Source organism: Alteromonas sp. W12 (genome assembly GCF_001924945.1).
In the GTDB taxonomy this organism is placed as follows: domain Bacteria; phylum Pseudomonadota; class Gammaproteobacteria; order Enterobacterales; family Alteromonadaceae; genus Alteromonas; species Alteromonas macleodii.
Genome location: NZ_LQXH01000001.1, coordinates 224,559 through 237,413, shown reverse-complemented (window position 1 = coordinate 237,413; position 12,855 = coordinate 224,559). Strand labels below are relative to the sequence as shown.

Annotated in this window: 9 protein-coding genes; 5 read left to right on the top strand and 4 right to left on the bottom strand. The window is 45.9% G+C overall.

From position 1 onward, the window contains the following. The first annotated feature begins 127 nt into the window (after window positions 1-127). Both AWH61_RS00970 and AWH61_RS00965 read left to right on the top strand, forming a co-directional pair. Window positions 128-1,015, top strand: coding sequence for a transporter substrate-binding domain-containing protein (locus tag AWH61_RS00970; protein ID WP_249922582.1), 888 nt, complete (start codon window positions 128-130; stop codon window positions 1,013-1,015). Window positions 1,016-1,099: 84 nt separating this feature from the next. Beyond that, window positions 1,100-1,750 (top strand): tetratricopeptide repeat protein, encoded by a 651-nt coding sequence (locus AWH61_RS00965; protein ID WP_039224927.1) that lies wholly within the window; start codon window positions 1,100-1,102, stop codon window positions 1,748-1,750. Window positions 1,751-1,906: 156 nt separating this feature from the next. Here AWH61_RS00965 and AWH61_RS00960 read toward each other — a convergent pair whose 3' ends face one another. Beyond that, a complete protein-coding gene (locus AWH61_RS00960) occupies window positions 1,907-3,919 on the bottom strand; it encodes a TonB-dependent receptor plug domain-containing protein (protein ID WP_075176005.1) in 2,013 nt (670 codons plus the stop codon). A 255-nt stretch (window positions 3,920-4,174) separates the two neighbouring features. Between AWH61_RS00960 and AWH61_RS00955 the strand changes: the two genes are divergently transcribed. Beyond that, the gene (locus AWH61_RS00955) at window positions 4,175-5,341 is read left to right on the top strand and encodes a hydroxymethylglutaryl-CoA reductase (RefSeq protein ID WP_075176004.1); all 1,167 of its coding nucleotides are present in this window, start codon (window positions 4,175-4,177) and stop codon (window positions 5,339-5,341) included. 5 nt (window positions 5,342-5,346) lie between these two features. Here the strand turns inward: AWH61_RS00955 and AWH61_RS00950 are convergent, their stop codons facing one another. Next, complete coding sequence (locus tag AWH61_RS00950) at window positions 5,347-5,715, bottom strand: YbaN family protein (RefSeq protein ID WP_039224923.1); 369 nt, start codon at window positions 5,713-5,715, stop codon at window positions 5,347-5,349. A gap of 385 nt (window positions 5,716-6,100) precedes the next feature. Here AWH61_RS00950 and AWH61_RS00945 point away from each other — a divergent pair, with 385 nt between their 5' ends. After that, a complete protein-coding gene (locus tag AWH61_RS00945) occupies window positions 6,101-8,257 on the top strand; it encodes a TonB-dependent siderophore receptor (protein ID WP_075176003.1) in 2,157 nt (718 codons plus the stop codon). Window positions 8,258-8,442: 185 nt separating this feature from the next. Then, window positions 8,443-9,651, top strand: coding sequence for a PepSY-associated TM helix domain-containing protein (locus tag AWH61_RS00940; protein WP_075176002.1), 1,209 nt, complete (start codon window positions 8,443-8,445; stop codon window positions 9,649-9,651). Between the two features lie 92 nt (window positions 9,652-9,743). Here AWH61_RS00940 and mazG read toward each other — a convergent pair whose 3' ends face one another. Both mazG and relA read right to left on the bottom strand, forming a co-directional pair. After that, window positions 9,744-10,694: a nucleoside triphosphate pyrophosphohydrolase gene (mazG, locus tag AWH61_RS00935; protein WP_075176001.1), complete on the bottom strand. Its 951-nt coding sequence runs from the start codon at window positions 10,692-10,694 to the stop codon at window positions 9,744-9,746. Next, on the bottom strand, window positions 10,672-12,855 hold the full coding sequence (gene relA / locus AWH61_RS00930; RefSeq protein WP_075176000.1) for a GTP diphosphokinase: 2,184 nt from the start codon (window positions 12,853-12,855) through the stop codon (window positions 10,672-10,674). The genes mazG and relA overlap by 23 nt, the downstream gene beginning before the upstream one ends.

The window sequence follows — 12,855 nt, the reverse complement described above, 5'->3', positions numbered from 1 at the left end:
GAAGGAAATGCGAACCCCTAAGAACAAAAAATATGGATAAAATTCCATCATCTGCCGATGACATAGAAACCGATTTGAGGTAACGTCAAAACGTTGTATTTGGAACCGTTATAAAAACAAAATGAAAATGTCTCGCTTCGTAGCTTCAATGATGATGCTACACACGCTACTTATGGCCAGTGTAAATGCTGAGGAGTTAGTATATACACGTGCGTTTGCCGATGATGATTATGGAAGTTATCACGTAGCTGTACTCAATGCAGTTTTCGCAGCAACACCTGAATACGGTGATGTTGCTTTAATCCCTCACCCCCATCCTATGAGTCAGAGTCGTCAGCTTGTTACTTTGCTAAAGGGCGATGCGGATGTAATGTGGAGTGTCACCAACAGTAACCGAGAGCAGCGTCTTCTGCCCATTAAGTTACCACTGCTGAAAGGTTATTCAGGTTATCGCGTATTGGTGATTAACCCTTCTGAGCAGGCCAGTTTTGCCCAACAAACCGGCGAAGCATTAAAGCAATCAACCATGGTTCAAGGCGCAGATTGGCCAGATTTAAATGTACTTAAAGCAAATGGCTATAACGTAAGCGGTGAAGATTGGAGCCTTTGGTTCCATTCTATGTACTCTATGGTAGATAAGGGACTAGTTGACGCTTTCCCGAGAAATATCATTGAAGTACACCGTGATCTTACCCGACATTCTGAGAAAGCTATCACTTTAGAGAAGCATCACCTTCTCTTTTACCCCAATTATGAATACTTCTTCGTAAAGCCCGACAACATTGCTTTGGCTAATAGACTTCGCGTTGGCCTGATTAGGGTACTCGAATCTGGTGAACTTGAGACTATTTTCAACCGGTTTGATGCACACCGCAAAGCACAACGCATTGCTGACGGCAAAATGCGCAAAGTTCACATGCTGACGAATCCATCAATAGATTACACCCTACCCTATGCACGATGGGATAAACACACCGATCTTGCTATCAATATGCTGAAGCAAATCCAGTATTAGTCACAGGCTTTTCTATTCGTAGCGACACCTACTAAAGTGTTGCTGCGTTTTTTATTTAATCAAACTCATTTGTTTGGAATTTTCATGACATTAAAAAAACGACTTTCTTCTCTTTTCATTGCAGGCATAACATCAGCGTCGCTTTTATCTCCTGTATCAGCCTCTTCCAGTGAATTACTTGAGCTTCAACAACAGTGGGCAACAGTGAATTATCAACTAGATGGCGACGCGCAACTTAGCGCATTTTCAGAACTTATTGAGCAAGCTAAAGCGCTCGTAGAACAATCGGGAAATAGTGCGGAATCGCTTACTTGGCTGGCTATTTCTCAATCCAGCACAGCCAGTGCCAAAGGGGGTTTAGGCGCCTTAGACTTTGCTGAAAGTGCGAAGGAAAATTTGGAACGCGCCATTGATAAAGAAGAAACGGTGCTAGACGGCACGGCGTTAACCGTTTTAGCGGCCCTTTATCACAAAGTACCAGGTTGGCCTGTCAGCTTCGGAAGTGACAAGAAAGCTGAAAAATTGTTTAAGCGTGCCCTTGAAGTTAATCCACATGGCATGGACCAGAACTTCTTTTATGCAGAGTACCTTTTCGACGAAGGTGAATACAAAGAAGCCCAAGCTTTTTTAACCCGCGCTCAAAACGCGCCTGAAAAAGCCAATCGCCCACTAGCAGACAAAAAACGCAGAGAAGAGATCGCTGCGCTTCAAGAAAAGCTAAATACTAAAGCTTAGCCGGCCTGATTAGTAAAGGTGGTTCAGTTATCTTTAACGTTCCATCTTTACTTTACACACTCCCCTTACCAACGATAGCTTATCACTTTTGCCTCGTTGCCTTTGCTTGTCAGTGCGTTTCGGGGAAGTGCTTTTTCACTTTCTTATCAGCTTTACCTAGCCGCCAAATTTAATGCGTACACCCGCATTGGCAATAAAGCCATCATTGCGTGACCAGATATCGGTTGTCCAACGTCCACTTGGTGTCTGTGACTGCAATAATAAAGGATGCTCATCGGTTTGCTGAACATCAAGTAAGTTTTCTAAGTTTAAGAACCAGCTGTAACGCCCTGTCGTTATTTGCCCAAGTAAACCTAAATGCCAATAAGGCTTGGTATGCGTGATGTATGGATTATCGTCTACTCGCTGAACGCCAGTGTAATAAGCCTCAAACCCTACCATAAACTTGCCGTGCTGCTCCCACATTGCGACAAAACCAGCAGAATGCTGCGGCGTTAGCGCAAGCTTTCGTCTCCCTGAAGCATCGGGAACTTCTTCTGTGGCGTCTAAGTAAAGATAGCTCGCTGTTAGCTTCAGGTCTTCCCAATAATAACGAAGTAAAACTTCCGAACCTCGAATTTTTGATTCACCTTGCGCGTTCACCAAACGTACATTCGTAGACGGCGTGCCATCGCTACTATCCACAGCTTCTAATTGCGTTACGTTATCTACATTTGAGCCAAATAGGGTAAAGCTTGTCTCTATATCATCAAATCGATAGGTTACGTCTAATGATGCGGTTTGCGCCTGCTCTTCTTTAAGCCCTTCTACAGGAAGTAAGCGTGATAACCCAGCAGCCTCGATTTCCTCAACAAACGGCGTAGGGGCGAAATAGCCTTCGCCGTACGATCCTCTTATGGTGACATCACCTGGGCGATATAAGAATGAAACTCTAGGGCTAAATTGAGTACCGTATTCACTGTGGTCATCTAACCGTGCACTCCCTGACGCTGTAAATTCATCACTTATTTGATAGTCCACTTGAGTAAAAACCCCTGGGACTTCATAGCTGTAGTCAAAAGACGCAAACGTCTCAGAGTCATAAATATTAGATTGGTAGGCTACGCCCACCAGCCAATCACTCTTTTCGGTGTAGCCCGCTAAGCTGGTTTCAGCGAGGTAGCTTTCATGCTGATCATTTTCTACACCTGACAACTCATTGCCAAATCGATGCTCATGCTCCTGTGACATCGCTGAAAAGCGTGAATTAAGGGTAAGCGTATCGCCAAGCGGTTTTTCAAATACAAGGCCACTATCGATGCGCTCAGACTCAAGTCCGCGGATAAAAGGAGCTGCCGTTTCTCCAATGCCTACAGTCGCATCTCCTACAGTTCCGCCTTGTCGGTTTTCCGTCATATATCCGGTTGTGAAGTATAGACGCTCGCCATCATCGCCTTCCCAAAAGACGCGAGGTCTTACCGTATAACGCTCATAACCCGCTAAATCGGCCCAACCGTCATTATCAATATCTTCTTCACTTTGATGGTGCGCGCCAGCTGTCACAGAGCCGCTTAGGCTGTCACTAAAAGGTGTAGCCATGTAGGTTGTAAAATCCTGGCCGTCACGGGTGGTGAAATTTACCAACGCTTCTCCTTCAAACTCACCTTTTGGGCGACGAGAGACAAGGTTGATAACACCACCAAGTGCTGAGCCACCATACAATGACGATGCGGAACCTTTGATTATTTCAACGCGCCCTAAGTCTGTAGGGGGAATTTGAAGTAAGCCTATTGATGCAGATTGGTTACCGTAAAGAGGTAACCCATCAGAAAGGAGCTGAGTATAACGGCCATATAGACCTTGCAAACGAATATTTGCACTGCCAAGGGCAGGTGATGTAGTTTGCATTCTGACACCGCCAGTCTCGGCAACAAGCATTGAAATGTTACCCGGTCGCATCGCGGCTTTCTCTTGAATTTCTTCTCTATTAATCAATTCAACGCGAACAGGTTGGTCGTCTGCTATGCGGCCTGAACGGGTAGCCTGAACTACTATCTTTTCGACGTTTTCTTCCTCGTGAGCGTCATGTTCGCTGTGTTTGTCTTCATGGGCGTGTAACACAGAAGAGGGTGAATAAAATGCAGTTAACGCTAAGAGGTAAAGCGAGGGTCTGAAAAATGTCGCTGGCATGACCGTCCATAAAATCCATTGTATGTAGGACGCGCATTACATCATAGTCTGCCATTAAGCTCACACAATTTTGCCTTGTGAAATCATGCATTCAAAGCATACTCCTTTATATTCACTGGCATTCTCTTACTGGCGTATACCCTTTTTAATTCAGAAGTCCTTCTTATAGGCTACGTTTATCCCCATGTATAAATTGTAAACAGTTCTCATTCGGTATCAGCACTCCTATGATGAAAGAAAAAAAGGAGTGGCCCAATGCCTAAAATTCCACGTTCCTCAGACAACGACTATACCGATGACATGAGCCGAACACGCCGCGAATTTATTGCGCGCGAGACCGGCACTCAGCTAAACCACTTAGGACACTATTCTATTCCGCCCGAAACCTTGTCGGGAAACATAGAAAACTTCGCAGGCGTTGCACAGGTTCCTATCGGCTTTGCAGGCCCGATGCTAGTGAACGGAGAGCACGCCAAAGGCGAGTTCTACGTTCCAATGGCCACAACAGAGGGTACACTAACAGCCAGCTACAGCAGAGGCATGCGTCTAACAAGAGAAGCAGGCGGTATAACGACCACCGTTATTGACGATGCTATGCAGCGAGCGCCTATGTTCGCGTTTTCCGATGCACGTGAAGCACTCGCATTTGGCAGGTGGGTCGAGCAAAACTTTGAAGCCATTAAACAAGCCTGTGATAGTACCACTAGCGTGGGCAAGCTCAGGGATATTGAGCAGTATGCTGCCTCTAAGCTTCGTTGGCTTAGGTTCAACTTCACCTGCGGTGATGCAGCTGGTCAGAACATGGTAAGCAAAGCCACTAAAGCGGGTTGTGAGTGGATACAAGCGAACTACCCACGTCCTATCGAGCACTTTGTACTAGCCGCTAATCTTGATACCGATAAAAAGCACTCTCACTTAAACTCTCTGCATACTCGCGGAAAGCGCGTTGTAGCAGAAATAACCCTGCCAAAACAACTTATGACGGACATTATGCATTGCCCGCCAGAAGCATTATTTAAACAGCGCCAGTATTCAAATATGGGCGCACTAATGGCAGGTAGTGTTAATAACGGCGCCCACTTCGCTAACGGCATTACCGCCATGTTCATCGCTTGCGGGCAAGATGTCGCTAATGTGGCTGAGTCGTCGGCGGGGTTTACCTACGCTGAAATTATGCCAAATGGTGACTATTACTTCTCTGTTACTATTCCATCGCTCATCGTTGCTACCTATGGAGGTGGAACGGGCCTGGCTACACAAAATGAATGTTTAAGCGTACTTGGCTGCACAGAAAGAGGTAGTGTTAACAAGTTTGCGGAAATTGTTGCCGCGACGGTGCTATGTGGCGATCTGTCTCTGGGTTCTGCTGTTGTAGCGGATGAATGGGTAAGCAGTCACGAGCGACTAGGTAGGAACCGTTAAAGGCGCTAAACAGCAGGAACGTTGGGGCGCGTAACAACAAAGTACGCGCCTATTCCCATGAATAGACCTATGCCTATGTACGCTGGAATAGGCATTGATGCGAACAGGCAAACCAGAATAAAGCTCACCAACATACTGCAGCACGCTATGCATTTCACTTTTTTCGAAATTGCACCATGTTTTCGCCACGCAACAAGACTGGGGCCATATTTAGGGTGTTGAAGTAACCAGTTTTCAAGGCGCGGTGAAGATTGAGTAAAACAAAAAAGCGCACCTATCAAAAAAACAGTTGTTGGCATTACCGGCAAGAATGCGCCAATAATACCTAGAAGGGTAAAAAACAACCCGAGTGATAAATACAGTACTTTTTTCATGAAATAGTAACGCCCAATCCAGTCCAACTCCTTGGTAAGTGTCATGACTCAACACCAGCGACACACCCTTCCAATATGCCAAATTTATACTCAGATATTAGATAAAGTGGATCTACATTGCTTTGTCGTAAATCAAACCTACTCTATAACCATACGCCAAAATAATGAAGTTTCCATCTACATTGGTCTAATTTACTTTGATGCGAATTGACACCTATCCATCTACGTTGCTGCACACCATAACTCTCGCTTACTGATATTGATTACAACACGACAAATGGCATACAACTATAGATAAACGATAATAAAAACTGTTATCATTTATACTAAAGTATTGGCTTTTCATCACGCTCTTTTTATCACACAACACTTGGATTTTTTTGCAATGAAATATTTAGCCGCGTTAATAGCTGCTTCGTTGACCTCCCCTGCTTTATCACAAGACATTGAAACCTCTTCGGATACACGTGAAATATCACCCGCGAAATCCGACCAAGTAGAGCGTGTGGTAGTGACTAGTAGAGCGATCAATCTATATCGCAATGGTAACTCATCTACAGGTAAGTTAAGTGTTGACCCACTTAATTCGACCCAACAAATCACTACAATCAACGAAAGCTTGATACGCGATCAGGGTGCGCGCAATGCAAAAGATATTTATCGTAACATTGCTGGTGTTAGCCAATTTAGCTATGCCGGTGTAACCGCCAGGGGTTTCAGACAAGAGGAAATCTTCTTCGATGGCTTACGCGGAGACCCTTATGTAGGTTTTAACGTACCTCAACTATTTAATATCGAGCGCGTAGACTTTTTAAAGGGCCCTGCCGGAATGCTCTATGGACCGGGAGCGCCAGGTGGCTTGTTCAACTACGTCACAAAAAAACCTACGTCAGAATTCGACGCCAACGCTAGAATAATTGCTGGTTCGCATGCTCGCTTTGGAGGCTCAGCAGAAATAAATGGGGCAATTAATGACGACCAAAACGCCCGTGCAGGTGTTTTTTATGAGCAGCAAGATACTTATCGAGACAACAGCGACAGTGAAGTATTTATCTTCGATTCTGGCTATACATACGACCTTCAAGGCCACCTACTAACGCTTCAGTACACTCATTACTCACAGGATTTGGGCGCTAATCGACTGCGCGGAGTGCCCGTCGACGACAGCGGTAACTTTCTCACAAATCCAGACTGGAATCATAATGAAGCCAGTGACTTCCTAAATTTGCGCTCTGACTCTGTTCAGCTCTCTCTAGAAGGACAGCTTAACGATGCAGTAAGCTACAATACACGTTTGCGCTACATAGATAATGAACAAGAGCAGAACTACCATGAGCCACGTGCTCTTATTGATAGCGATGGAGATGGGAACATAGACCTTGTCGGCCGTGAATTTAGAGATCAGTTACGCGAACAAGAGCAAATTAGCTTTGGCGCCAACTTTGTATATTCAGGTGAGTGGTTGGGTGCAGACCATAGAACGGCGTTCGGCATTGACCTTTATAAAGGAGAAGAGGACGCGCTTTTAGGTGCTGCGGCTTTTCAGCAGGATTTCGTTCTTCGTTATCTAAGCGGGACTTCACTTGAATCAGATATCATTCCACTAACGCTTACTAACCCTAACTACGGTATAACGCAGTCTGAAAACTACAATGTACAATTCAGACCATTGAGCACAACCGAGCAAACGCGAAACGGTGCCTATGTACTGAATGAACTCGCTTGGGAGCAGTTTACCTTTGTTGCTGGTTTGCGCTACGACCAGTTTGAAGATGAAACGTCTAGTGCCATTTTCGACGATTCAAACGTAAGCTTCAGGGTTGGTGGTATTTATAAAATTAGCGCTAATATTTCACTTTATGGTCAATGGGCAGATTCATACGAACCACAGTCGGTAAGTAATCAGCAAGTTCAGGCGGGTGGACCGTTTGAACCAACTACCGGAGATATTATTGAAGGTGGTGTGAATGCAGAGCTGTTCGATGAAACCACCTTACTGCGATTGGCCGTGTATCAAATCACTAGGCAAAACCTCCTTCAGTCTACCGGCGAAGACCCTGAAGGCGATGGCATTGATAATGTCGCGCCCGTGGGTGAGGTGACCAGTGACGGATTCGAAGTTGAGGTTATCACTGACATAACGCCAAATTGGATCTTGAGCGTAGCTTATGGATACAACGACGCAAGAATCACCGCAGATAATGGCGGTGGCGGTATTAGCAATAGTGTCGGCGACCGCTTCGCTAATGCGCCTCAGAATCAATTTGGTTTCTGGACGCGTTACCAAATACCTGAGTGGGATCTCGCCTTTGCCTTTGGTGGAAACTATGTTGACGACCAACTGAGCCTGTCTGGTCAGAACGTGAAGTCATATTTCATTGCAGATGCGTCGATAACTTGGGAAGTAGACAACTACAGCGTACTATTTAGAATAGATAATCTATTTGATAAAGAGTATGCCGAATCAGGCTTTATTGAGCGCACAGGTCACTTCCCCGGAAACCCAAGAAACGGTTTTGTAGAATTCACCTACAAGTGGTAAACACTGCGTTTTTTAAAATTCGGGATTGGCTATGCGCATGAATTCTGCTTAGAGTTCTGTTTATAAGTAGCGCTTTTAAGTTAAATTCTTGCGCTTAGCCCTTCTTTCTTTCAATTATACGCCATGCTTTTTACTATGTTCCCTGCACCAGGCAGGGCTTGTCTTTTACCTTACACAAGTATTTCATGACTAACGATAAAACCGCGCAAAGAAAGTACCTAAAGAAGTTATACAACTTGCACGCGTGGGTAGGTTTTCAGCTCTCAATTGTGCTTTTTATTATTGTTGCAACGGGCACTATTGCTACGGTATCCAATGAAATTGATTGGCTTGTGTTTGAGGAAATGCGCACGTTTAATACGCCTCCTAGCAGCCTAGACAGCGCCGATGATGAAATTGTTAAGTGGAACAGTATCTATGAGGCTACGCTTAACTATGCAGAACAAGCAAAGATAAAATCCATCTCGACCATGGGACATGATAATTTCACCTACCGTGTCAGAGCAGAATTCCCCGATGGTCATGACCGCTTTATCCACGTGGATCAGTACACCTATGAAGTGACAGGCGATATTCCTATTTTAACGATTCAGCGGTTCTTCCGAGACTTTCACCGCTATCTGTTTATGCCTAATTATCTTGGCTTACCAACGGTTACCTTTTTCGCATTCATTCTTGCTATCTCGCTGTATACGGGCCTAAAAACAACCCGAAACTGGAAAACCGCCATCACCCGTCTCCGCCTAAACCAAGGCCCAAGAATACTACTGAGCGACCTTCATAAACTGCTTGGGCTGTGGAGCCTCTGGTTTTTCGTTGTCATTGTCATAACCAGTTGGTGGTATTTATTTGAATTCGGTGCCGCAGTTGCAGGCAATCGATTTGAACCTCGCCCACCAAAGGCCACCGTCATTTCAAATTATGAGCAAGTTAACCCTGTATCAATCACGCAGTTTTCCAGTGCGTTTCAGAAGGCTTCGCAAGCCATTGAGGACTGGCAGATCACCGGTGTACTATTTCCTACCTCAGAAACAGCAGCACTGCGATTCACAGGTATAGGCAATAACCCTTTACTACGTGAGCGCGCGCATAAAGTAGATATTGATATAACCAATCAGCGTATTCTTGGCGTACAAGAGCCCAAAAGTATGGCCTGGACTAACTACCTCAATGAATACGCAGACCCACTGCACTTTGGATACTTCGGTGGGCTTTTGACTAAGTTAATTTGGTTTGTATTTGGTGTTGGTTTAACAACGCTTTCTGCAACGGGGGTGATGATGACATGGAAGCGTACGAAATCATCTGCTCTAACCAAAACACAAAAGCGAACGCTGCCCATCTTACTTCTGGCACTAGTCTATTTTGTCTTTTGGCTGCAGCGGTATTTGTAATTCGTTCGAACTGAAAAATCACATACCTCTGCACCAGCGCGGCATTCACGTTATCAGTCTAAGCAGCGCTTTTAGTATGCTGCGACGTACAATTACTTAGTGTTAGACGACTGCTTGACCTGCTGCCACAGCGCTTCCATTTCATCAAGCGTCAATGCGTCGAGCTTGTCGCCCTGTTCAGCCGCCAAGCGCTCTACGCCTTTAAAACGGTTAGCAAACTTGTTACTGGCGTTTCTAAGTGCGGTATCAGCATCTACCTTGCAATGTCTTGCCAAGTTAACCATGGCAAAAAGTGCATCACCAATTTCTTCTTCAATTGCTTGTTGGTTGTCGGGCACGCCACTGTTTAAAGGTACAACACCAGTCTTCAGTGCCCCTTGTGCTCGCTGTTTGAAATCCAGCTCTTGCTGAATCTCTTCCACTTCCTCACGCACTTTATCTATGACAGGTGCGGCATCAGGCCAATCAAAGCCTACCTTTGCACAGGCTTTCTGCAGCTTTTGCGCGTACATAAGTGCCGGAATACCTTTAGGCACATTATCTAGAATACTGTTTTCTATTGCTTCGTTGTCTTGCTTTAAACGCTGCTTTTTAAGCTGCTTTTCCTGGGCTTTGATAGCATCCCACTGCGCGTTTAAAGTACTGTCACTCAATAGGGTACGTTCGACCGTTACGTTTTCATTTGTGTCACCAACGCCCTCAGATGCAAGCGCATTCGCAAACACATGAGGGTGACGACGCACGAGTTTATCGCTAATGCTTTGCGCCACATCGTCAAAAGAAAATGCACGCGATTCACTGGCTATCTGTGCGTAGAACACCACTTGAAACAGCAAATCACCCAATTCATCTTTAATGTCGTGCATATCACCATTGGCAATAGCATCGGCCACTTCGTAGGCTTCTTCTATGGTGTAGCGAGTTAGGCTTTCCATGGTTTGTTTTACATCCCACGGGCACCCAGATTGCGGGTCGCGCAGCTGCGCCATAATTTTAAGCAGCCGCTGCATTTCGCTAAGCTTAGCTTTGTTTGCGTTTTGCATCGGTCACGCCTTTAAGCTGTCGCAATCGGGTTAACACTTTAGACACCGTATCGAGGTCCTGAACCTCTATCGAAATAGTGATAAGCGCCGTCTGCCTATTTTTATCACTTAGGCTGTTCACGCCTAAAAGCGGAACGTTTTCATTCGCCAATACCGTAGTAATATCGCGCAACAGGCCAGTTCTATCGTGACAAAATATATCAATACCCGTCTCAAAACCTACTTTAAGCTCTTGTGACCAATTCACTTCTATCTGACGCTCAGGGTGCTGTGACAACAAGTGTTGCAGCTGGTCGCAGCTTTCTTTATGAACGCTTACGCCACGGCCTTGTGTGATATAGCCTAAAATCGCTTCGCCGGGAACCGGCTTACAGCAGTTCGCCAGCTGGCTCATTAAGTGGCCCACGCCCTGCACCACCACCGCATCTTTTTTGCCCGTCCCGGCCGCAGTTTTGCGCGTTTTAACCTTAGGACTAATTTCGGGTTCTGGGGCTGGCGGTTCCTGCAAATGGTGAATAAAGTTAATCACCTGCATTACGCGCACATCGCCGGCACCTACTGCGGTATACAAGTCATCGAGGGTTTGTAAGTTAAACTTCTCAAATGCCTCATTAGGTACTTTGGCAGGTAAGTGAGCACGCTGAAGTTCGCGTTCTAGCAGCTCTTTACCGGCAGCAAGGTTTTTATCTCTGTCCTGCTTTTTAAAGAAGGAATGGATAGTGGCACGGGCCCGTGATGAATGCACATAGCCAAGACCTGGGTGCATCCAGTCGCGGCTTGGGTTTGGCTCTTTTCCGGTAAGTACTTCTATCTGATCGCCACTTTGCAGTAAATAAGTGAAAGGGACTATTCGCCCATTCACTTTTGCGCCAATGCAGCGATGTCCCACGTTACTGTGAATGTAGTAAGCAAAATCAAGCGGTGTAGCGCCTTGGGGAAGGTCAATAACATCGCCTTTGGGTGTGAACACATACACCCTATCGTCAAACACCTGGCTGCGAAGTTCTTCAACTAAATCGCCAGATTCGGCCACTTCCTCTTGCCACGCTAATATGCGACGAAGCCAGTTTATACGCTCGTCATAGCCTGACTGCTTGCCCGTACTGCCCTCTTTATATTTCCAGTGAGCAGCCACACCCAATTCTGCATCCTGATGCATTTTCTGCGTGCGAATTTGAATCTCTACCGACTTCCCTTCAGGCCCCACGATAACCGTGTGAATAGACTGGTAACCGTTAGGTTTTGGGGTTGCAATGTAGTCGTCGAACTCGTTCGGTAGGTGCTTGTAGCTGGCGTGAACCGTACCAAGCGCGGCGTAACAGTCTTGAAGTCGCTCGGCAATAATACGCACCGCACGAATATCAAAAAGCTGCTCAAACGTAAGGCGCTTTTTCTGCATTTTTTTCCAAATGCTGAATATGTGCTTAGGACGGCCGTAAACCTCTGCGCGAATTTCTTCGCTATCAAGCAAGCCCTGCAAGTCGCCTACTATGGTTTCTATGTACTCGGCGCGCTCTCTGCGCTTGCCGTCAAGCTGATGAGCTATTTGTTTGTAGGTGATGGGATGTAGATAGCGAAACGCAAGGTCTTCAAGCTCCCACTTTAACTGACCAATGCCCAAACGGTTTGCCAGTGGCGCATAGATGCTAGCGCATTCGCGGGCCACCATAACGCGGGTTTCTTCGTCGGCCTTTTTAACCTGTTGCAATGCACAAATGCGTTCTGCCATTTTGATCACAACGGCACGCACGTCTTCTACCATCGCCAGCAGCATACGACGAATACTGTCTATGTGCTGTTCGTCCGACTTTTCTGCAAAGCCAGAGCCTTTTACTTTACGCGCATGTAACGACTTAATGGCATCCATTCGGCGCACGCCAACGATCAGGTCGCGTATTTCCCCGCCGAATTCTTCATAAATATCGTCTTCACTTAAGGCGTGCTGTTCGCAATATGGAAAAACCAAGGCTGCCTGAAGCGTTGCGTCATCCATATTGAGCTGACACAAAATCTCAACCATTTCCTGACCAACCAACAGTCGCTCGGGAATAGATGACACTGCACTTAGTTTTTCTTTTGTTTCTGCGCTTAACTCAAGGCTATCTAACCACGCTTCAAAGGGTGGTCGGTCGGCTTGGTGAACCTTTCTTGTCGATACCAT